Below are 21,628 nucleotides of genomic sequence, written 5' to 3' on the forward strand. Positions count from 1 at the left end.
GGCTGGAAGATCGCCGCGATCATCTTCACCCGGGAAACGGAGGACTGTCCGGACAATCCCGCGGGGCCGCTCGGTGGTGGTTCCTGAGCGCTGCGCCGCGGACGACCCAGCTCTGGTCAGGGCGCCGAGGCCCCTCGTGAGCGGCCGATGAGCAACCGCCCCTCGTTCCTGGACGAACTCAAGCGCCGCAAAGTCGTGCGCGTGGCGGTGGTGTACGGCGCGACGGCGTTCGCATTGCTAGAAGCGGCCGACCTGATCGTGCCGCGCCTGGAGCTTCCGGACTGGACGATCACGCTTCTGCTCGTGATCGCCATTCTGGGGTTACCGCTCGCCCTCATGATGGCGTGGATGTTCGACGTAAGGGATGGGGGCGTGCATCGGACCCCCCACGCGGATGAGGCCGAGGGTAGGCCGCCCGCGGCTGGCGTCACGGGCGCAGAATTCCAGTCCTGGATCTCGCCGCGCGCAGCCGCCGGAGCGGGCGCGGTGCTGGTGCTCGGTCTCACCATAGGGTGGCTGGCGGGTCGATCTCCGGCGGGTTCGTCGGGCGCGGACGAGCGTGCCTCGATCGCGGTGCTGCCGTTCACCAACGTGGCGCAGGACCCCGCCGCCTTGCCGTTCGTGGACGGCCTCCATGACGACCTGCTTACCCACCTTTCCCGGCTGGAACTTTTTCGGGTGATTTCGCGGACGTCGGTGCAGGACTACAGGGACACGGACCTGACGATTCCGGAGATCGCCACAGAGCTGGGGGTCGGGCACGTGCTGGAGGGTGGAGTCCAGCGGGCCGGCGACCGGGTTCGCCTCAACGTGCAGCTCATCGACGGCGAGACGGACGACCATCTCTGGGCCGAGAACTACGACCGGGATCTCACGGTGGGCGATGTGTTCGCGATCCAGAGTGAGCTGTCGGCCAAGATCGCCGCGTCGCTCGCGGAGGAACTGAGCCCCGAGCAGCGCGAGGAGATCGTCGAGGCCCAGCCCACCGAGAGCCTGGCAGCGTACGACGACTTCCAGCGCGGGATGGCTTTCTTCCGCCGCAGCCTCGTTTTGGAAGACGTGGACCGGGCCACCGAGGCGTTCCGGGCGGCGACACGGAAGGATCCGGGGTACGTCGACGCCTGGGCGCGCCTGGCCATCGCAGAGGCGACGATGTCGTGGGAGTTCGGGCTGCGCGACCGGCTGGCGCTCGCCGAGGCCGCCGTGGAGCGAGCCCGCGAAAGAGACGCAGAGCATCCACTGACCCACCTGGCGGGCGCTTACATCAGCTACTACGGATACCGCGACTACGACGGCGCGCTCGCAGCCCTGCGGCGTGCGGAAAGCCTCAGGCCAGGCGATCCGGAGATTCTCGCGCCCATCGGCTGGGTGCTGCGCCGGCAGGGCCGCTGGGACGAGGCCTTCGCGGCGTGGGAGGCCGCTTTCGAACGAGACCCGCGGCATTTCGAGCTGGTCTGGGCGAGTCTGGGCCTCTCGCACCTGGCGCTGGGCAACGCCGATCGCGCTCGCCGTTACTTCGCGCTGAGCGAGTCGATCGCCCCTGACTTCGGAGGCGTATACGGCTTCCGCGCGGCGCTGGCGCTCAGGGAAGGGGAGGGCATCGAACGCGCAGCGGCCGAGATCCGGCGCGCCGGGGAGGGCGTCGCCTTGGCCACCGCGCTCTCTTACCACGAGATCACCGCCCGCGCCCTGGCACCCAGGTTCCGCGAGGAGTTGCTGGCGCTGCTGGTCGACCCTTCGCTGGAGGATCCGGCCCGGGCGTACGCGCTCCTGGAGGGCCTCTCTCTGCTCGACCTGGCTCCCGAGGAGGCCGCCCGAAGAGACTCCCTGCGGGCGTGGATCGAGGCGGACGCATCGTATGACAAGATCTGGGCCTACCAGGGGTCTTTGCCGGTGGCCTCCGCGCTCGTCCGTGCGCGCAGCGGGGAGGCGGCTCAGGCGATCCGCGACGCCGACCGCGCGGTAGCCGCCCTGGAGGCCGCCGGCGACGCCTTCACCCTGCCCGACGTCAGGTACCACCAGGCTGCAGTGCACGCGCTCGCGGGCGACGTCGATGGGGCCGTGGACATCCTGGCCGACATCTTGGAGGGCGGCGTCTGGCACACGCCCGCCACGTTGCGCGTCGACCCCATCTGGGACCCGATCCGCGACGACCCGCGCTTCCGGACGCTTGCCGACAATGGCTGAGGCGTCCCTCTGGACCCGACTGAAGGAGCGCAAGCTCGTCCAGTGGGCGTTCGCGTACCTGGCGGGCGCGTGGGTGATCCGCGAGGTCGTGACCGGCGTCGCGGATTCCTGGGGCTGGCCCGGCGTGCTCGTGCGCGTGCTGGACGTGCTCCTGATCATCGGCTTCGTGTCGACCCTCGTGCTGGCGTGGTACCACGGCGAGCGCGGCCGCCAGCGCGCCACCGGCCTGGAGCTGACGATCCTGGCGGTGCTGTTGGTGATCGCGGGGCTCGGCATCACGCTGGTGCGGCGGGGTGGGGAAGGCGGCGACCGGACAGCGCCGCGCGCAGCCGCCGCGGGCATCCTCGACCCCCAGCGCATCGCCGTGCTGCCCTTCCGCAATGCCAACGAGAGCGACCAGGAGAGCGCGTCGCTCGCGCTCGGCGTGCACGACGACCTCCTCACTCGCCTCTCGACCCTGGACGGGCTGCGCGTGATTTCGCGCACCTCGGTCGAGGAGTACCGGGGGACCACCAAGTCGATTCCGGATATCGCCGCCGAGCTGGGCGTCGGCGCGATCATCGAGGGGGGCGTGCAGCGGGCCGGCGACGCGGTGCGCATCAACGTCCAGCTCATCGACGCCGCGAGAGACGAGCACCTGTGGTCGGAGACCTTCGATCGTCCGTGGAGCATCCAGAACCTGTTCGCCATCCAGAGCGAGATCGCCGAGGAGGTCGCGCGCGCGCTGCGGGTCGAACTGACCCCCGAAGACAGGGAGAACCTGGCGCGGGCCACGACCGACGATGAGGAGGCATTCAGGCGCTACGCGGAGGCGCTCGAACACTACATTGGCTTCGGGCTCTCGGAAGGGATGGAGGGTGCGATAGCGCTGGCCCGAATGGCGACCGCGCGGGACCCGAACTTCGCAGAGGCGTGGGCGCTGGAGAGCGTGATCCACGCCGCCATCTATTTCCAGCAGGAGCGGCCCCAGGACCGGTCTCCCGCCCGCCTCGAGGCCGCGCGCGCCGCGCTGGAGGTCGCCGAGCGGCTGGCGCTCGCGGACGCCGACGTGCTCGTGGCGCGCGGCAACTACGAATACCACGGCCACCTCAACTACGAGCGCGCGGTTGTGGCGTTCGAGCGGGCGCTGGAGACCGAGCCGAGCAACTCGCGCGCGGTCATGGGGCTCGCCGCGGTGCGGCGCCGGCAGGGCAGGATGGACGAGGCGGTCGACCGATTCCGCGAAGCGGCCGGGCTGGATCCGCGCAACCTGCAGGCTCTCGGCGACCACGCCCTCACGTTGGCGCTGGCCCGACGCTTCCCCGAGGCGCGGGCTAGACTGGAGTCGTTCAGGAACATCGGGATGCTGAACCCCGAGCTCAGGGCCTTCTACGTGGCCGTCGGGCTGTTCGGCGGGGACCGCGAGTTCGCGACCGAGTATCTCGTCGATCCCGGTGCCGCGGAATCCCAGGCGGTAGCCGCCGCCGCGTTGCACGCTCTCTGGGACAGGGACTTCGACGGCGTCGTCAACGCTCTGGGGGCTGCCGACAGGCCGTGGGTACAGCTCGACGCGCAGACTCAGTTCCTGCCTGCGGACCTGGTGGCGGCCGACGCGTTTCGCTTCGCCGGCCGTGCCGATTCGGCCCGGGTTCGGTACGGGGCCGCGGTCAGGCGTCTGGAGGTGTGGCTCGAAGACAATCCCGGAGATGAGCGCGCCTGGAGCGCCCTCGGTCGCGCCTACGCGGGCCTGGGCCGCGCCGAAGAGGCCGTCGAGACCGCCGAGCGCGGCCTTGAGCTCATGCCCTACGAGCGCGAGGCCTGGCGCGGCGGCCAGCGGCTCGACGACCTGGCCCGCGTGCACGCCCGCCTGGGCAACGAGGCCGAGGCCATCGCCCTGCTCGAGGACCTGATGCGCAAGCCCATGGGCCTGATCGTCTCGCGCGCCAGCCTGCGCGCCGAGCCGGAGTGGGATGGGCTGCGCGGCAACCCCCGCTTCCAGGCGCTGGTCCGCGAAGGGGGCATCCCTTGAGCGTGCCCCTAAGCAGTCGGGTCCACCACCTCGAGGAACCCGAATCGATGGAAGTCCGCGTCGCGCGTGTAGACCGTGCGCACGCCGTGCTCGCGCATCAGCACCGCCGTTCGAGCGTCGTGGACGAGATTGCCGCGCAGGGAAGGCATCTCGTCGATCACTTCGCCGAGTACCGAGCCGTGGCGGTCGGTCGGGATCAGCACCCCCAGCGAGGGGGAACGCAGCAGCGCGCCCAGGAAGCTCCAGGCGTCGGCCACCGACCAGGGAGCGCGGAACACCCTGGGGTGCGTGGTCACCCGCATGAACTCGTAGGCGATGCCCCAGGTCAGGTACCAGGCAGACGCCTGGGCGCGCCAGGCCTCGACCAGGGAGCGACAGCGCTCGTGCGGCTCGGAATCCCGGTCCGCGGCGTAGATGAGGATGTTCGTGTCGACGACGAACACTCAGCGCTCTTCCATCGTGGAGTAGAGCGCCTCGCGGTTGGAGACGTCCACGAACGCCCCGCCGCTCGCGAAGGATGGCAGCGCCGGCAACTCGTCCAGCGGAGGCGCATCGATGGAATCGAGGAACCTGCGCAGCGCGGACTCGACCAACTGGGACATGGTCCGCTTCCGGCGCGCCGCCTCGGCCTTGAGCCGGCGCATGACGCCGTCATCGATCACAAGAGTGGTCTTCATATGGAAAACCATATATCAGGTACGGAAATAGGTCAACGTCGGTGATTTCATCGTAATGACCGACTCGACATCCTTCTTCTCGCGCCTGCGCCAGCGCAAGATCGTCCAGTGGGGTGCGGTCTACGTGGCCGGCGCCTGGCTCATCCTGGAGATCGCCGACTTCCTCGGGGCGACGTTCGCGTGGCCGCCGTTCGTGGTCCGGGCGCTGACGGTGATAGCTGCGGTAGGGTTCCTGGCGGCGCTCGTGCTGGCCTGGTTCCACGGCGAAATGGGGCAGCAGGGAGCGAACGCGGTCGAGCTGGGCATGCTCGTGGCGTTGCTGGTCATCGCCGCGGTCGGCGTGGCGATCATTGGGCCGGGCGACGAAGCGACGCCTCGACCAGACGTCGGCAATGCCGTCGCCGGGGCAACCGGGGCTGATGATCTTGAGGGCATCGCCGTGATGCCCTTCCGAAATCTCAGCGGCGACCCCGAGGTCGAGTTCTTCGGGGAAGGCATGACAGAGGAGATCATCGCGCATCTGGCCAGCCTCGACGGCCTGCTGGTGATCGCGCGATCGTCGGTGATGCCATTCAAGGGGGCCACTCCCGCCGAGGTAGCCCGGGAACTGGGCGTAGCACACGTGCTCGAGGGCAACGTGCAGCGCTCGGGTGACCGCGTGCGCGTGCGTGCCACGCTGGTCGATCCGGTCAGCGGCGCGTCGGTCTGGTCGGAGGGCTACGACCGGGACCTGACCGACGTCTTCGCCATCCAGTCCGAGGTCGCCCAGGAGGTCGCCGCGGCGCTGGACGTGCGCGTGTCCGCCGATCAGACGGCGCGCATGGCCCGCAGCCCGACCGCCAGCGGCGACGCGCACGATTTCTACCTGCGCGGGCGCGCGGCGTGGAATCGGCGCACCGGGCCAGACGTGGCCACGTCCATAGACCACTTCAAGCGGGCGCTGGAGCTGGACTCGACCTACTCCGACGCGTGGGCGGGCCTGGCCGACGCGTACGTGATCGTGGCTTCCTACGCGCGCGTTTCCGAGGCAGAGTCGTTCGCACTGGGGCTGGAGGCGGCGGACCGCGCGTCGGAGTTGGATCCGGGCCTGGCGGGCCCACACATCGCGCGCGCCATGATGCAGATAGGCGCGCGCCCCGCGGCGGAGGTCGAAGCGGGCTTCCTCCGTGGGCTCTCGCTGAGCCCGGGATACGCCACCGGTCACCATTGGTACGCCATCTGGCTGATGACCAGGGGCCGCTTCGAGGAGGCCAGGGCGTCCATGCTGGAAGCGGCCCGCTTCGATCCGCGCTCGCTCGTGATCGCCGCCGAGATCGGCTGGCCCGACTACATGGCCGGACGGTTCGAGCCCGCGCTCGAGGCCCTCGACGCTGCTCGCGTGCTGGACCCCGACTACGAGCTCACGTGGGAGTTGATCTGGGTCGCGCTCGAGTTGTCGGGAGACCTCGATGGGGCGGCCACCGCGGCCCGGCGCACCGTCGTGCTCAAGCGGCAACCCGAGCAGGTGGGCGAGCAGCTCGAGGCCGACCTGCTGGCCGCTCTCGCCGAGGGTGGCCCGCCCGGTTACTGGCGCGCGCGCAGATTCTGGCTGGAGCGGCTGGGACCGGGCGCGACCTGGCTGACCTCGGGCGCCCAGACCGCTGGGGTCCTGGCACGCGCGGGCGACGTCGAGGCGGCCTTCGCGCGGCTGGACGCGGTGGCCGAAACCGACCCTTTTCGCCGCTTCTGGGGGGTCGAGCCCGCGCTCGACCCGCTCCGCGGTGACCCCCGCTTAGAGGCGATTCTGCGGCGCGCAGGGGTCGACCCGATCGAGCGCCGCTAGCCGGCCCTCAGCTAACCGCCGCCAGCGTATCCACGGCCGCGGCTCGCCAAGCGTCCATACCCCCGTGCGCCTCGACCATGGCCTCCACCAGCGCGCGCGTGTCCGCGGAGTCGTAGGTCGGTCCCACGCGAGCGGGCGGCGGCGCGGCGGCTCCCAGCAGAAGCGTCCACCCGAGCGCCCGCGACAGTTTCCGAATCGGCACGGATGCCTCCGTATGGCCTGTACATGTGGTATCTTCAGGGCGGCGAAGAGGCACGCTGCACGAGGACGTTGAACGCCAAGTCGGGGGTATTGTTGCGAGCCGAGGGACCAACGACATCCGCCGGGGACCGGCGCCCTTCCGCGGGGACGAGCGAGGGGGGACGTCTCCCACTCATCCCCGTTCTGGTGGGTGCCCTCGCCCTGGGAGTGCTGGAGGCGGCGTTGATCGGCTGGTGGCAGGTCGGGATCGGCCAGCCTCTCGTGGCGGTGCAGTACATCCCCATCCTGCTGACCTGGCTGCTGCTCGCGGCGCTGGTGCCGGTGGTCGCCTGGTTCGCCCGCCGGCTGCCTCTGTTCAGGCCCCCGCCCCAGCGCGGCGTGCGCCCCGGCGCCGCGCTCATGCACGCCCTGGGCGCGTTCGCGTTCGCTGCGGCACACCTGGGCGGATCGGCGCTGCTGCAGACCCTCGCTGAGCCCGACCTGAGCGTGGCGGGCGCGGTGCGTTTTCAGCTCTCGTTCTACCTGGCGCTGGACCTGCTGGTCTACGGCGCCATCGTCGGCGGCTACTACGCGCTGCGCTTCCGCCGTGAGGTCGCCGAGAGAGCGCGCGCTGAGGCCGAGCTGCGGGCGAGCCTGACCGAGGCGCGCCTCGACGCTCTGCGCGCCCAACTGAATCCGCATTTCCTGTTCAACACGTTGAACGCCATCTCGACCATGTCCCTGCGCGGCGGCGATCCGGCCGTGTCCGAGGCGCTGGGGCGCCTCGGTGGGCTGCTGAGGGCATCCCTGGACGACGCCTCGGAGCGCGAGATTCCGCTGCGCCGCGAGCTCGAGCTGCTGGACGACTACCTGGCGATACAGGAGGCGCGCTTCCCGGATCGGCTGACCGTGGAGCGGTCGGTGGACGCCGACGCCGCCGCGGCGCTGGTGCCGCCTTTCCTCCTGCAGCCGCTGGTCGAGAACGCCGTCAAACACGGCGTCGAAGCGCGCCCGGGGGGAGGGCGGGTCGGCGTGCGCGCGTTCCGGGCGAACGGCAGGTTGGAGATCGAGGTGACCGACGAAGGCCCGGGCCCCGCGGCCGAGCGATCCACCGAGGGGCACGGCATCGGACTCAGCGCCACGAGGGAGCGTATGAGGCAACTGTACGGCGACGATCAGGCTCTGGAGCTGACCGGCCGTCCCGGGGGCGGCATGGCGGTGCGAGTGTCCCTGCCGTTCAGCGCGGCGACGACCGAGGAGATCCGGTGAAGCGAGCGTCGAGCGCCCCCGCGGAGGGCGCGGGCGAGCCGATCCGGGTGCTGCTCGTGGACGACGAGCCGCCGGCCCGCGAGGGCGTGCGGCTGCGCCTGGAGACCGAACCCGACTTCGCGGTCGTCGGCGAGGCGGGAGACGGGGACAGCGCGGTGAAGTCGATCCGGTCTCTCGAGCCCGACGTCCTCTTCCTCGACATCCAGATGCCCGGGCTGGACGGCTTCGAGGTGCTCGCGGCGTTGGAGCCGGAGGACATACCGCCGGTGGTCGTCTTCCTCACCGCCTACGACCAGCATGCGCTCCGGGCCTTCGACACCCACGCGCTCGACTATCTGTTGAAGCCCTACACCGATGACCGGTTCCGGGCGACGCTGGACCGCGTGCGCACGGACCTGCAGCGCCGGGCCGCCGAGGGCCGCAACGAGGATCTCCTGCGTATGCTCGGTCACCCGGACGCCGACGGGCACGCCGGGGGCCGCGGCGCTTCCCTGCGTCGCATCCCGGTGCGCATCGGCAAGCGCTTCAGGCTGGTGCGGGTGGACGACGTGGACTGGTTCGAAGCCGCGCGTAACTACGTGCGCCTGCACGTCGCCGGCGGCGGGTACCTCGCGCGCATGACGATGAAGGACCTGGAGCGCCGGCTCGACCCCGACCGCTTCGTGCGCACACACCGCTCCGCCATCGTCAACCTCGATCGAGTCGAGGAAATCCGGCCCGATCGGAACGGCCGTCTGTTGATCTGGCTGGACGGCGGCGCCAGCGTGCCGCTGGGCCGAGCGTACCGCGCAGGCCTGCTGGAACTACGCTAGGCCGGCTGGCGCCACGGGCCAACCCGCCGTCGCGGCACCCTCAGGCGCCGTGGATCAGCTTAGTCAGCGCGGGCACGAGACCCATCGAGCGGGCGTAGGTGGCCAGTTGGCCCCGGTGGTACTCCTCGTGGGAGATGCCGTGATGCAGCCACGCCAGGCGGGTGCCGTACTGGCCGTCGAAGCGACGGACGGTCTGGAGTATTCCCACCTCGCCCGCGGCGCGGAGCTTGCCCAGGCCGTCCTCCAGCGTCTCTTGAAGCAGCTTCCGCAACGCCGTCGGGCCCGCATCGACCGGCAGGCCGGCCGCGTGCTCGGCGATGAGCTGCTGGAAAGCAAGCCTCTTGAAGTCGCCGTCGGGGCGTCCCAACTCGCCGGCCATCATCAGTCCCGCCTCGGTGACGTGGAGCAGCAGCTCACGCACGCTCTTGGCCTCGGGGTGGGGTCGCCAGTCGTAGCCGTCGTCGGGGATGTTCTCGGCCTCGTCCAGGACGCCGCTGCGGGTGTACGCCCACGCCTCCAGCGCTTCCTCGAGCAAGGTTGTGGGAGCTTGGCTCATGAACGCCTCGATCTTCACGGTAGCAGCGCGTTGTCCGTCCACGTAGACTAACCGTGGAACGCGCCGCCGGCACCGGAGACTGCCCTTTTGAGACCAGAGGAACTCAGGCCTCGCCAGGCTCGCGACGCCGCGACCGAGGAAGAGCTGCGCGCCATCATCGAGCGCGAGTTCGCCGTCATCGGGCGTGGCCACGGCACGGTAGACGGCCTGGACAAGGCCACGGGCCGCAAGGTCTACACGGACGACATCGCGCTTCCGGCCATGCTGCACGCCAAGATCCTGCGGTCCACCGAGGCGCACGCGCGCATCTCGTCGATCGACGCGTCGCGGGCGCTGGCGCTCCCGGGCGTGCACGCCGTGATCACGGGCGCCGACATGCCTACGCCCTACTGCGTGATTCCGTGGACGCGCGACGAAACGGCGCTGTGCGTGGACCGCGTTCGCTTCATCGGCGACGCCGTGGCCGCGGTGGCGGCCGACGACGAGGATACCGCCAACGCCGCGCTCGAGTTGATCGACATCGCTTACGAGCCGCTGGAGCCGTTCTTCGACCCTCGGGAAGCGCTCGAGCCGGGCGACAAGGAGCCCATCCACGCCGCCAAGAAGCCGGGGCACAACGGCAACATCACGAAGACCGTCCGGCTGGAATTCGGCGACGTGGACGACCTCATGGACGGCGCCGAGGTGGTCGTCGAAGGCGACTACCACTTCGAGGGCACCACGCATACGCCCATCGAGCCGCACTGCGCCATCGGCTACTTCGACCCGGCGGGCAAGCTGACGGTGTGGTCCGCCACCCAGGTGCCGCACTACCTGCACCGCGAGCTCGCGCGCGTGCTGGAGCTGGACGTGGCGCGCGTGCGCGTCGTGCAGCCCGCGGTGGGGGGCGCGTTCGGCGGCAAATCCGAGCCCTTCGACCTCGAGTTCTGCGTCGCCAAGCTGTCGCAGATCACGGGCCGCCCGGTGAAGATCCTGTACACCCGCGAGGAGGTGTTCTACGCGCACCGCGGCCGCCACCCCATGCGCATGCGCTTCCGCCTGGGCGCGAGCGCCGACGGCAAGCTCCAGGCGGTCGACAACGAGACGCTGATCGACGGCGGCGCCTACGCGTCGTTCGGCCTGGTGACGACCTACTATTCCGGGCAGCTCCTGCCGCCGCCCTATGACTTCCCGGCTTACCGGTTCGACTCGACCCGCGTCTACACCAACAAGCCGCCGTGTGGACCCAAGCGCGGGCACGGCTCGGTGCAGCCGCGGTTCGCCTTCGAGGTGCAGCTCGACAAGCTCTCGGAAACCCTGGGGATCGATCCGATCGAGCTGCGCCGGCGCAACTTCCTGGGCGCCAACACGCGCACCGTGAACGAGCTGCGCATCCAGTCGAACGGCTTTCTGGACTGCCTGGCGGAGGTGGAGCGCGCCTCCGACTGGAGCGCGAGGTGGAGGCGCATGGAGTACGGCCGCGGCGTGGGCGTGGCGGGTTCCTGCTACATCTCGGGCACCAACTACCCGATCTACCCCAACGACATGCCGCAGGCCGCGGTGTCGGTGCAGGTGGAGCGCTCCGGCCGCGTAACGGTGTTCAGCGGGGCGTCGGAGATCGGTCAGGGCAGCGACAGCATGGTGGCGTACGTGGTCGCCGAAGAGCTGGGCGTGCCCATCTCCTACGTGCGCGTCGTGTCGGCGGACACCGACCTCGTCCCGGTCGATCTGGGGGCGTACTCCTCGCGCGAGACGTTCATGGTGGGCAACGCGTGCGTGCAGGCGGCTCGGGCGATCCGGGAGCGCGTCGTGCAGGCGGTGGCCGAGGCGTGGAGCGAGGGCTGGAGCGGCGAGTCCGACCACACCCGGGAGGGCGAGGGCCCCGCGTTTCCGCGGAAACGCGTCGCGCTGGCCGGGGGGTGGGCGTTCGACGTGCGTGACACGGAGCGCAAGATGCCGATCGCCGAAGCCTTCAACCTGGGCGAGGCGCGCTTCGGCACGCTGGGCTCGGTGGGCCACTACAACACCCCCAAGCAGGGCGTGCACGGAGACTACCGGGGAGGGACGATAGGCGCGTCGCCCGCGTACTCGTTCACCGCGCACGTGGCCGAGGTATCGGTCGACCCCGAGACCGGCGTGGTTGACGTGGAGAAGATCTGGATCGCGCACGACTGCGGCCGCGCGTTGAACCCCGTTCTGGTGGCCGGCCAGATGGAGGGCTCGGCCTACATGGGCGCCGCCGAGGCGATCATGGAGGAGCAGGTCTTCAAGGGAGCCGACGAGGGGAAGGCGGGGTTGCACGACGCGCCATCGCTGCTGGATTACCGCATCCCGACCTCGCTGGACACCCCCGAGTTCGAATCGCTGATCGTGGAGAGCGTCGACCCGGACGGCCCCTACGGAGCCAAGGAGGCGGGCGAGGGCCCGCTGCACCCCTCCATCCCGGCGATCGCCAACGCCATCTTCGATGCGGTCGGCGTACGCATGGATGAAATGCCGTTCAGCCCGCCGCGGGTGTGGGCGGCGCTGCGGGACGAAGGTGACGGGGCGCGGGCGCGTTGGGAGGCGTGCAGGGAGGGGAGGGCGCCGGAGGCGGCGCCTGCCGGCGTGACCCGCGGCGGAGCGGAGGCGAGTACCTGACGATGACCGGATTCAAGCGACTCATCCACGAGATCCACCGCCGTTCCCTGTGGCAGGTGCTGGCGATCTACCTGGCCGGCTCCTGGATGGCGTTCGAGGCCGTCGGGGAGATCGGCGAGGCGGCGGGCCTGCCCGACTGGGTGCCCTCGTTCGCGCTGATTCTGCTGGTCATCGGCCTGCCGATCGTGCTGGCGACGGCGTTCGTGCAGGAGGGCGTGGGGGCCAGCCGGCGGGCGGTCGCCGGCCGCGCCACCGCGGGCGACGCCGCTTCGCCGGACCCCGGAGCGACTCCGACCGCAGACGCCGTAGCGGCCGACGCGGCAGCGCCGCGGAGCCCCGAAGGCCGGGCGGGACTCTTCACCTGGCGCAACGCGGTCCTGGGCGGCATGGGCGGATTCACGCTGCTGGGGATCGCGACCGCGGTCAGCATGGTCCTCGGCGTGGCGGCCGGCGACGCGCGCCCGGAGGTAGACCGGAACGCCGTCGTCGTGCTGCCTTTCCGCGCTACGGGCCAGGACATCGAATTCCTCTCGGAGGGCATGCTGGACCTGCTCGCCGCGCAGCTCACGGGAGAAGGGGGGCCGCGAGCGCTCGACTCCAGGACCGTGCTGGCGGGCTTGAGGGCTCGTCGCGCCGACGGCGGCGTCGGCCTGCCCCGAGATGAGGCGTTGGCACTGGCCCGCCAACTCGGCGCGGGCAACCTGCTCATGGGTGAAGTCGTAGGCGTCGGGCAGCGGCTGACGATCACCGCCACGTTGGTGGACGCGAGCGAGGAGTCCGAGGTGCGGGCCCAGGTCGACGGTCCGCAGGACAGCCTGCCGGCGCTGGTGGACGCCCTGGCCCGCGAACTCCTCGCGGAATGGGCGGGATTCGACCCCGCGCGAGTGGCCGCCCTCTCGAGCACCACTATGCCGGCTGTGCGCGCCTGGCTCGACGGAATGCGGGCGTATCGGGGAGGCGAGTTTCTCGCCGCCTCCGAGGCTTTCGCCCGCTCTCTCGAGGCCGATACCGCCTTCGCCCTCGCGGGTCTCATGCTCTACTGGGCCAGGGGCTGGGAGGGTCAGGGCCCCGAGTACGAGCTCGGCTTGCGCGTCGCGTGGCAGGGTCGCGAGTTCCTGCCGCCGCCGGACAGGGCTCTGGTGGAGGCGCTGGTCGGGCCGGAGTGGCCCGAGCTCCGGCTGCCCGTGGAGCAGCTGCAGTCAGCGCGCGACATCGTCGAGCGGTGGCCGCGCTACCCGGAGGCGTGGTACTACCTGGGCGATCGCTACTACCATTGGGGGGGCGAGCTGGGCGTCGCCGACGCCCGCGACGAGGCCGCGCGCATGTTCGAGCGCGCCCTCGATCTCGAGCCCGCTTTCGCCCCCGCCATGAACCATCTGCTGCAACTCGCGGCGGAGAGCGGTGACCGGACGCGGACGCGTGAGCTGGCGGACGTCTACTTCGCCGAGCGCGTCGACGCGGATCGCTCCGCGCTGGGGCTCGAGTGGATCGCCGCGATCGCGTTGGGCGACACCGCGTGGCTCGCCGCGCTGGAGGCGCGATTCGACGACTTTCGGCCGGTCGAGGCCTTCCAGATTGCGTTCCATGTCTTGCGAACCGGGACGGGTCTGAATGAGGCCGATCGCGCCGTCGCCGGGCTCGAGGAGTCTGTAATCCGCGCCATAGACCCCTTCGGTCTCTACGAATACTACGTGGCCAGGGCCCGGCCGGCCGAGGGACGAGAGCGCCTGCTCGGGTCCGTACCACCCGCGTTTCGCGGTGGGGCTGACATGTTCTACGCGACCGTGGGAACCGTCGCCCCAGCTCGCGGCGACGCGGCCGCGGAGGCCCTGGAAGCGTTCGTGGCCAGCGTCCCTCCCGAACAGGCTCCTGAGTTCACGCTTCTTCTGCGCTGCTTGGCGGCGCTGTGGTGGGCGTCCTCGGGCCAGGCCGAGCGGGCGGAGGCGACCAGCGAGGAGCTGGAGGCGGCGTTCGCGGCTCTCGAAACCGAAGCCGGACCCGATGAAAGCGCTCCCGAACTGTGTCTGCTCTCTCTGGACGTCCTGCTGTTGCGCGAGAGCGGGACCACCGCCGCGCTCGAGCGGACCGCCGAACGCCTTGATTCGCTCGCCTTGAACGGATCGCTTCCCGACGGATTCACCACGCTGGCCAACTTCGTGCTCATGCTCGAGTTCGAGACGTTGGGCGACTACGAGCGCGCGGGACGGGCTGCCGAACGGATGCATGCGGGGCCCGCGTTCGCGGGAACGGTGCTGGCCCACGCCCGCTTCGCGGCGCGGCGGGGTGACGTCGACACCGCGCGTCGGTACTACACCCACTTCCTGTCACTCCGCGACCGGCCCGAACCCGGCTTCCAGACCGAGCTGACAGCGCAGGCCAGCGCCGAGCTCGCGGCGCTGCTGGAACCGAGCGGCTGACGCGAGCGCTCACCCGCCATGGACCTCTTCGAAGCCATCGGTCAGCGCCGCTCCATCAAGCGCTTCAGCGACCGCGAGGTCGGGCGGGATGAGCTCGCGCGCCTGATCGGGGCGGCGATCATGGCGCCGAATCATCGCATGACGCAGCCGTGGAGGTTCGTGCTTCTGGGGCCCCGGGCTCGCGTTGCCTACGCGCGGCGGCGCGGTGAGTTGAAGGCCCGGGCGGCCGCTGCCGACACCGTCCGCGCCGCGGTCGAGGAGAAGGTGATCGCCGCCACGTTGGGGGTACCGGCCGTGGTCGCCGTCCTCTCCTCGGTGGACGAGGACCCGCACGTCTGCGAGGAGGACTTCGCGGCGGTGTGGATGGCCATCCAGAACCTGGCGCTGGCGGCAACGGCCACGGGTCTCGGCACCCACATTCGCACCGGCGCGGTGCTCGAAGACTGGGGTGTTCAGAAGATCGTCGGCGCGGAGCCGGGGGAGCGGCTGTGCGCTCTGGTGTACGTCGGAGAGCCGGCCGATACTCCCGATCCCAAGCCGCGCGCCGACGCGGCCTCCAAAACCACCTGGCTCGACTGACCGAGGCGCGATGCTCCGGCTCCCGCCCTACCGATACCATCGCCCCCGCGAGCTCGACGCGGCGCTCGCGCTGCTCGCCGAGCACGCGGGCGACGCCATGCCCATCGCCGGCGGCACCGACCTCGTCCCGAACATGAAGCACAAGCTGTTCACGCCAGGGCATCTGGTCGCGCTGAAGGGCATCGACGCGATGAGGGGGATCGAGGTCGTGGCAGGGGGCGGGCCCTACCTGCGCATCGGCGCGGGGGAAACGCTGGCCGCGATCGCGGCGCACGCCGACGTGCGCGGCTGGCTGCCGTCGCTGGCCGAGGCCGCCGGGCAGGTGGCCGGACCGCAGTTGCGCAACGCCGGTACGATCGGCGGCAACGTCTGCCTGGACACCCGCTGCACCTACTACAACCAGACCCAATTCTGGCGCACCGCGCTGGGCTACTGCCTCAAGAAGGACGGCGACGAGTGCCACGTCACGAAGACCGGCAAGAAGTGCGTGGCGGCGCAGTCGGCGGACACGCCACCCGTGCTCGCCACGCTCGGGGCGTCGGTCCTACTCCGCTCGGCCGGCGGGGAGCGCGTCGTGGCGATCGACGACTTCTTCATCGCGGACGGCATCACCAATACCGTGCGCGAGCCCGGCGAGCTGGTGGTCGAGGTGCGCGTCGCGCTACCGGGCGCGCGTACGCGCATGGCCTACCGCAAGCTGCGCCAGCGCAACTCGATCGACTTCCCGCTGCTGAGCGTGGCCGCCGCGGGCGAGTTCGCCGAGGACGGCACGGTCGAGGATCTGCGCGTCGTCGTGAGCGCGCTGGGTGCGCGGCAGCGCGCGCTGTCGGGGATCGACAAGGTCGCTGTGGGCAACGAGCTGGACGACGACGTGATGGACGCGGTGGCCGAGCGCGCTTTCGCGCAGTGCCACCCGCTGACCAACATCATCGTGGATCCGGACTGGCGCCGCGCGATGGTGCCGGTGCACGTGCGGCGCGCCCTCGAAGCCCTGGAACCCGCACCGCTGGCGGTGTAGGCTTTAGGCGCTCTCGAGCGAGGCTTGGAGCGACCGGGCCCCGCCTGGCCCGCGACTACGAATCGAAGAACGACTTACGACGGAGAGAAAAGCGGATGGCCACCTATACCTGCGACGTATGCGGCATGGGCGTGAACATGACCTGCGCCACCTGCGGCCGGGAGCTCGAGCACGACGTCATCACCACGGCGGCCGGCGCCGAGGTCGCGGTTTCCAAGTGCCCGGAGGGGCACGGCAAGATCAAGTCGCCCATGTGCTGCGGGCAGGACATGGCCTGCGAGATCTGAGCGAGCGGCTGCCTCTTACCTGGTCGGTCGCGTGCGCTCGCTAGTGATGACCGCCACACCGGCCACGATGATCGCCGCCGCGAGCAGCACGCGCGGCGTAACCGGCTCGCTCGCCAGCAGCCAGCCCAGGAACACCGCCACAACCGGGTTCACGTAAGCGTACGTCGACACCCTCGCGGCGGTGGACACACGCAGCAGCCAGACGTATGCGCTGTAGCCGACGATCGCGCCGAACACGATCAGGTAGCCCAGCGACGCCACCGACAGCGTGGAGAAGCCCGCGGGGTTCACCTCCGCCGCTTCGCCCGTGCCGAGCCCCAGCAGCAGCAGGAACAGCCCGCCGAGCATCATCTGCCCAGCGGTGGCCACCAGGGGTGACTTGGGCTGCGGCGCTCGCCTGGCGTATATGGACCCTGCGGCCCAGGACACGCTCGCGCCCAGCGCCACCAGGCCGCGCACCGGGTCCACCAGGTCGGCGGCGCCGACGGCGTCCGGGCCCACCAGCAGCACCGCGCCGGCGAACCCGAGCGCGAGGCCCAGCACCACGCGCGCGCTGGGCCGCGGGCCGGTCCCGTACGCCCAGTCCAGCAGCACCATCCAGAGGGGCACGGTGGCGACCAGGAGCGCCACGATGCCCGACGGGACCTTCTCGGTGGCCCATACCACGCCGCCGTTGCCCCCGAGCAGCATCAGCGCACCCATGACCGCCGCGGTCTTCCACTGCGCGCCCGTGGGCCGCGCTGCGCCACGCGCCTGCGTCCAGGCGAACAGAAGCGCGCCCGCGATGCTGAACCGGACGCCCGCCATGAGGAAGCCGGGCAGCGTCTCGATCGCGAAGCGGATCGCCAGGTACGTGCTGCCCCAGATGAGGTAGACCGCCGCGAACGCGGCCAGGACCCCGGCCAGCGGCGGCGCGTTGGACTTTGCGGACACGGCCCTCACATTGCGGAGGTTTGGGACAAGGCGCCCCAAGCTAGCGGAAGGCGCAACCCGTAATGTCCGGTGGATCGACACGGAATTCGAACCCATGCGCATAGAGCTGGAAACGCTGGAACTCAGCACCCGCCACGCCTTCCACATCGCCCGCATGCAGGCGCCGCCCACGCGCCGCACGGTGTGGGTGCGGCTGATCGACGGCGACGGCGTGCAGGGGTGGGGCGAGGCGCCCACCTCGACGCCGTACTACGGGGAGACGGCGGAGACCGCGCACGCGGCCCTGCGGCAGGTGGAGGGGTTGGTCGTCGAGGCCGCGGTCCGCGAACGCGGCGGCGCCGAAGCCGGCGGCCCGGAGGCGATCCCGCCGGGGCCGATCGAGGAGGCTGTCGCTGCGGCGTTATCCGGTCAGCCGATGGCGCGCGCGGGCCTGTCCGCGGCCCTCCACGACCTGCTCGGCAAGCGCGCGGGCGCGCCGGTCTGGCGCACGTGGGGCCTGGACCCCGCCGCAGCGCCGCGCTCGAGCTACACGATCGGCCTGGACGAGCCGGCCGTCATGCGCGAGCGCGCCGCCGAGACCGCCGGCTACCCGGTGATCAAGGTGAAGGTCGGGACGGACGCGGACGAGGCGTCGCTCGCCGCGATCCGCGATGTCAGGCCAGACGCCACGCTGCTGGTGGACGCCAACACGGCGTGGACCCTCCAGGGCGCCATCGACCGCCTGCCGATGCTGGAGGCCTACCGCGTGGCGGTCATCGAGCAGCCGCTACACCCCGACGACGAGGACAGTTGGCTGCCCCTCCGCCGCGCGTCGAGCGTCCCCCTGGTCGCCGACGAGAGCTGCCTGAACGCGGCCGACGTGGAGCGACTCGCCGGCAACGTCGATGGGATCAACATCAAGCTGGCCAAGTGCGGCTCGCTGACCGAGGCGAGGCGCATGGCGGAGGTCGCGCGCTCGCACGACATGATCGTCATGCTGGGGTGCATGGTTGAGAGCACTCTGGGGATCGCGGCCGGAGTGCAGGTCGCGCCGCTGGTGGACTACTGCGACCTGGACGGCGCCGCCTTGCTCGCGGAGGACCCGTTCACGGGACCCGGACTCGAGGCGGACGGCAGCCTGCGCTTCAACGACGAGCCGGGGCTGGGGGTGCGAAAGCGGGAGTAGGCGTTGGTCGGCCGAGTCCCTAGATCGCCGCGATCACCCTCTCGGCGTGCTCCTTCGGCTTCACCCTGCGCCAGGCGTGGGCGATGACGCCGTCCGGGCCGATGATGAAGGTGCTGCGCTCGATGCCCATGTACTTGCGCCCGTACATGGACTTCTCCTTCCACACGCCGTACGCCTCGGCGACTGCGTGGTCTTCATCGGCCAGCAGCGGAAAGTTCAGGTCGTGCTTCGCGCGGAACTTGGCGTGCAATGACACCGGGTCGGGGCTGACGCCCAGGACCACGGCGTTGCCCTCCTCGATACGGCCGAGGTTGTCGCGCAGGTCGCACGCCTGGGTCGTACACCCGGAAGTGAGGTCCTTGGGGTAGAAGTAGAGTACGACGGTCTTGCCGCGCAGGTCGGACAGCCGCACGTCCCCATCGGTATCCGAAGGCAGCACGAAGTCCGGGGCCAGGTCTCCCGCGTCGATCACGCGCCGCCTCCTTCCAGGGATTCCTCCGCGACGGCTCCGGGCGCGGGCTCGCCCCCGCCGGTGGCCGAGCCTGCGTCGTCCTCCAGCACTGCCGCCGCCGCCCTCTTGAGGGTGCGATCCTCCGCGTAGAGCGAGATCACGAGCAGAATCGCGCCGACGGTCACGGCCGAGTCGGCCACGTTGAAGATCGGCCAGCGCATGAAGCCGAGGTCCACCGGACCGATGAAGTCAACGACCCCGCGGTCCCAGCGCACCCGGTCTATCAGGTTGCCGATCGCGCCCGCGGCGACCAGCGCAAGCGCGCCCAGGCGCAGCGTGTCGCGCTCCTTGGCCTCCGCGTACATCCACGCGATCAGGCCGAGCGCGAAGATGGACACCACCAGGAAGAACCAGCGCGAGGCCTCGCCCACGTTGATGCTGAACGCCGCGCCCGTGTTGTAGGTGAGCGTAAGCGGCAAGCCGTCGCCGAGCCACCGCTCCAGAAGGAAGACCGACCTTCCCCGCTGCAGCGCCTGCTGGGCCCACCACTTCGTCGCGATGTCGGCCGCGACGATAGCGGGGAGCAGCAGCCAGAGTATCTTCGTCTTGCGGTTCATCGACCGGCGTGGGTATTCCGTAGGGCCCGCGGCGCGCACCCAGGCACGGGGCGCGGCGGCGGGAAGCGGTCGGCCAGGTTACCGGAGCGACCCGATCCGGTCAACCGGCCGCCCGACGCGTCCGTACTCGTTTCAGGAAGACGACTCATGCGGCAACCCCGCCAGTCTGCAGCCACTTCCACCGAGGGCGAGCGGCTCACGCCCTTCGAAGCGGTCAATTTCCAGTTCGATCGCGCGGCCGATCTGCTGGGTCTGTCCGAGGCCATGCGCGTCGCGCTCAAGACCCCATACCGCGAGGTGATGGTCGAGATCCCCGTGATCTGCGAACGGGGCGACCTGCGCACGTTTCGCGGCTACCGCGTCCAGCACAACCTGGCCCGGGGACCGATGAAGGGTGGGCTGCGCTACCACCCCGACATGGACCTGGACGAGGCGCGCGCGCTGGCCTCGCTGATGACCTGGAAGACGGCCGTGGTGGACCTGCCGTACGGGGGGGCCAAGGGCGGCATCGCCTGCGATCCGCACGCGCCCGAAATGACGCGCCGCGACCTGGAGAACATCACCAGGACGTTCGTGGACCGTCTGCAGGTGTTCATCGGCCCCAACCAGGACATCCCCGCGCCCGACGTCAACACCAACGCCCAGGTCATGGCGTGGATCGTGGACGAGTACTCCAAGTTCCACGGGTTCACCCCGGGCGTCGTCACCGGCAAGCCCATCGCGCTGGGGGGCTCGGAGGGGCGCGAGTCGGCGACCGGGCGGGGAGTGGCTGTCGTGACCGCGCACGCCGCGAAGGATGCGGGCCTGGAGCTGGATGGGGCTACCGTGGCGATCCAGGGCTTCGGCAACGTCGGTAGCTGGTCGGCGCGCTTCCTGGCCGACATGGGGGCTCGCGTGGTGGCGGTCAGCGACGTCGAAGGAGCCGCTTACGCGCCCAAGGGTTTGGACGTGGTCGCGGCGGGCGACGCCGCGCGGGCGTCGGGGAGCGTAGTGGCGACGCCGGGCGTGGAGCCCATCGGCAACGACGACCTGCTGGCGCTCGACGTGGACGTGCTCGTGCCCGCGGCGCTGGGACACGTGATTCACGCCGGCAACGCCGGCGCCGTGCGCGCCCGGCTGATAGTGGAGGGCGCCAACGCGCCCGTGACCCCCGCCGCGGATGAGATCCTGGCCGAGCGCGGCGTCACGGTCGTGCCGGACATCCTGGCCAACGCGGGCGGGGTCACGGTCTCGTACTTCGAGTGGGTGCAGAACCTGCAGCAGTTTCGGTGGGACGCCGACCGCGTGGATGAGGAACTGCTCGCGACCCTGGAGCGTGCCTACCGGACCGTGCGCGAGGTGGCGGAGGCAAAGGACGTGAGCTTGCGCACCGCGGCCTTCGTGCTGGCGATTCGTCGCGTGGCCGCCGCCACCGAGCTGCGCGGATTCCAGATCGGCCCCTCCCGCGGCTAGCGGCGGCGGTCTCCCGACAGCACCCGGAAGTACTCTTCCACCAGGTCCCGATACTCGTCCGGGACCTCGCCGGAACCCGTGATGAGCGAGCGAGCGGCCTCCTCGCCCAGGATCTGCTTGCGCAGCGTCCACTCCAGCCGACGAGCGCCCAGCGCGATCTCCTCCTGCAGCCGAGCGGCGTGATCCACGTCCTCGAACGGCGCCCCGGAAGCGAGCGCTCGCAGGCCCTCGATGACCTCGCCCAGGTTGCGCGCCTCCTCCTCCCGGCCCTCATCGAGCAGGCGCCGCCGCAGCGCCTCGGCGTCACGCAGCCGCTGCTGGGCCTCGCGCTGGAACTGGCGTGCCAAGCCAGGAGGAATCGCCCCCGGGCCGCCGGCGGCGGCCCCCTGCGCCAGATCGGTCTGGCGACCTCCGGGAGCGCCCTGCCCCGGCTGGCCACCCTCACCCTGCTGACCGGCCTGGCCCGGCTGGCCATCCTGACCCGGCTGGCCATCCTGACCCGGCTGGCCTTCCTGACCCTGCGCTTCGCCGTCCTCCTGTCGATCGCCGGCCCTGCGGGCGCGCTCCTCCGCGCGGCTC

The 21,628-nt window shown here is 70.7% G+C and carries 20 protein-coding genes; 12 read left to right on the forward strand and 8 right to left on the reverse strand.

Annotated features, from left to right (window positions below; genetic code table 11):
- Nucleotides 1-147 precede the first annotated feature (147 nt).
- Together ABFS34_10925 and ABFS34_10930 are read left to right on the forward strand one after the other, a co-directional pair.
- Nucleotides 148-2,187, forward strand: a complete 2,040-nt coding sequence (locus ABFS34_10925) for a hypothetical protein (GenBank protein MEN8375951.1) — start codon at nt 148-150, stop codon at nt 2,185-2,187.
- Complete coding sequence (locus ABFS34_10930) at nt 2,180-4,195, forward strand: hypothetical protein (GenBank protein MEN8375952.1); 2,016 nt, start codon at nt 2,180-2,182, stop codon at nt 4,193-4,195. The genes ABFS34_10925 and ABFS34_10930 overlap by 8 nt, the downstream gene beginning before the upstream one ends.
- Before the next feature lie 8 nt (nt 4,196-4,203).
- On the opposite strand, the gene ABFS34_10935 is transcribed toward ABFS34_10930, so the two are convergent.
- Complete coding sequence (locus tag ABFS34_10935; protein MEN8375953.1) at nt 4,204-4,638, reverse strand: TA system VapC family ribonuclease toxin; 435 nt, start codon at nt 4,636-4,638, stop codon at nt 4,204-4,206.
- Entirely contained in the window at nt 4,639-4,872 is a 234-nt protein-coding gene (locus ABFS34_10940) for a ribbon-helix-helix protein, CopG family (GenBank protein ID MEN8375954.1), read from the reverse strand.
- Between the two features lie 55 nt (nt 4,873-4,927).
- On the opposite strand from ABFS34_10940, the gene ABFS34_10945 reads away from it, so the two are divergent.
- Nucleotides 4,928-6,694 carry a hypothetical protein gene (locus tag ABFS34_10945; protein ID MEN8375955.1) on the forward strand — a complete coding sequence of 589 codons (1,767 nt, stop codon included), beginning with the start codon at nt 4,928-4,930 and terminating at the stop codon, nt 6,692-6,694.
- A gap of 7 nt (nt 6,695-6,701) precedes the next feature.
- Here ABFS34_10945 and ABFS34_10950 read toward each other — a convergent pair whose 3' ends face one another.
- Entirely contained in the window at nt 6,702-6,896 is a 195-nt protein-coding gene (locus ABFS34_10950) for a hypothetical protein (GenBank protein ID MEN8375956.1), read from the reverse strand.
- Nucleotides 6,897-7,081: 185 nt separating this feature from the next.
- On the opposite strand from ABFS34_10950, the gene ABFS34_10955 reads away from it, so the two are divergent.
- On the forward strand, nt 7,082-8,143 hold the full coding sequence (locus tag ABFS34_10955; GenBank protein ID MEN8375957.1) for a sensor histidine kinase: 1,062 nt from the start codon (nt 7,082-7,084) through the stop codon (nt 8,141-8,143).
- Entirely contained in the window at nt 8,140-8,955 is an 816-nt protein-coding gene (locus ABFS34_10960) for a LytTR family DNA-binding domain-containing protein (protein ID MEN8375958.1), read from the forward strand. Before ABFS34_10955 ends, ABFS34_10960 begins: the two co-directional genes overlap by 4 nt.
- A gap of 40 nt (nt 8,956-8,995) precedes the next feature.
- Here the strand turns inward: ABFS34_10960 and ABFS34_10965 are convergent, their stop codons facing one another.
- Entirely contained in the window at nt 8,996-9,511 is a 516-nt protein-coding gene (locus ABFS34_10965) for a DinB family protein (protein ID MEN8375959.1), read from the reverse strand.
- 87 nt (nt 9,512-9,598) lie between these two features.
- Here ABFS34_10965 and ABFS34_10970 point away from each other — a divergent pair, with 87 nt between their 5' ends.
- The 5 genes from ABFS34_10970 (at nt 9,599) to ABFS34_10990 (ending at nt 16,431) form a co-directional block, all read left to right on the forward strand.
- Nucleotides 9,599-12,130: a molybdopterin cofactor-binding domain-containing protein gene (locus tag ABFS34_10970; GenBank protein ID MEN8375960.1), complete on the forward strand. Its 2,532-nt coding sequence runs from the start codon at nt 9,599-9,601 to the stop codon at nt 12,128-12,130.
- A gap of 2 nt (nt 12,131-12,132) precedes the next feature.
- Complete coding sequence (locus ABFS34_10975) at nt 12,133-14,547, forward strand: hypothetical protein (protein MEN8375961.1); 2,415 nt, start codon at nt 12,133-12,135, stop codon at nt 14,545-14,547.
- Between the two features lie 18 nt (nt 14,548-14,565).
- Nucleotides 14,566-15,126 (forward strand): nitroreductase family protein, encoded by a 561-nt coding sequence (locus ABFS34_10980; protein MEN8375962.1) that lies wholly within the window; start codon nt 14,566-14,568, stop codon nt 15,124-15,126.
- A gap of 10 nt (nt 15,127-15,136) precedes the next feature.
- The gene (locus ABFS34_10985) at nt 15,137-16,144 is read left to right on the forward strand and encodes an FAD binding domain-containing protein (protein ID MEN8375963.1); all 1,008 of its coding nucleotides are present in this window, start codon (nt 15,137-15,139) and stop codon (nt 16,142-16,144) included.
- A gap of 95 nt (nt 16,145-16,239) precedes the next feature.
- Complete coding sequence (locus ABFS34_10990; protein MEN8375964.1) at nt 16,240-16,431, forward strand: hypothetical protein; 192 nt, start codon at nt 16,240-16,242, stop codon at nt 16,429-16,431.
- A 15-nt stretch (nt 16,432-16,446) separates the two neighbouring features.
- Here the strand turns inward: ABFS34_10990 and ABFS34_10995 are convergent, their stop codons facing one another.
- A complete protein-coding gene (locus ABFS34_10995; protein MEN8375965.1) occupies nt 16,447-17,364 on the reverse strand; it encodes an EamA family transporter in 918 nt (305 codons plus the stop codon).
- A 94-nt stretch (nt 17,365-17,458) separates the two neighbouring features.
- Between ABFS34_10995 and ABFS34_11000 the strand changes: the two genes are divergently transcribed.
- Nucleotides 17,459-18,529 carry a dipeptide epimerase gene (locus ABFS34_11000; GenBank protein MEN8375966.1) on the forward strand — a complete coding sequence of 357 codons (1,071 nt, stop codon included), beginning with the start codon at nt 17,459-17,461 and terminating at the stop codon, nt 18,527-18,529.
- Nucleotides 18,530-18,548: 19 nt separating this feature from the next.
- Here ABFS34_11000 and bcp read toward each other — a convergent pair whose 3' ends face one another.
- Together bcp and lspA are read right to left on the reverse strand one after the other, a co-directional pair.
- Nucleotides 18,549-19,001: a thioredoxin-dependent thiol peroxidase gene (gene bcp / locus ABFS34_11005; GenBank protein ID MEN8375967.1), complete on the reverse strand. Its 453-nt coding sequence runs from the start codon at nt 18,999-19,001 to the stop codon at nt 18,549-18,551.
- Nucleotides 18,998-19,597, reverse strand: coding sequence for a signal peptidase II (gene lspA / locus ABFS34_11010; protein MEN8375968.1), 600 nt, complete (start codon nt 19,595-19,597; stop codon nt 18,998-19,000). The genes bcp and lspA overlap by 4 nt, the downstream gene beginning before the upstream one ends.
- A gap of 147 nt (nt 19,598-19,744) precedes the next feature.
- Here lspA and ABFS34_11015 point away from each other — a divergent pair, with 147 nt between their 5' ends.
- On the forward strand, nt 19,745-21,049 hold the full coding sequence (locus tag ABFS34_11015) for a Glu/Leu/Phe/Val dehydrogenase dimerization domain-containing protein (protein MEN8375969.1): 1,305 nt from the start codon (nt 19,745-19,747) through the stop codon (nt 21,047-21,049).
- Here the strand turns inward: ABFS34_11015 and ABFS34_11020 are convergent.
- Nucleotides 21,046-21,628, reverse strand: a 583-nt coding sequence (locus ABFS34_11020; protein ID MEN8375970.1) for a hypothetical protein, incomplete at its 5' end; no start/stop codon positions are given. The genes ABFS34_11015 and ABFS34_11020 overlap by 4 nt on opposite strands.

The sequence above is a fragment of the Gemmatimonadota bacterium genome (genome assembly GCA_039715185.1).
Classification (GTDB): Bacteria; Gemmatimonadota; Gemmatimonadetes; order Longimicrobiales; family RSA9; genus DATHRK01.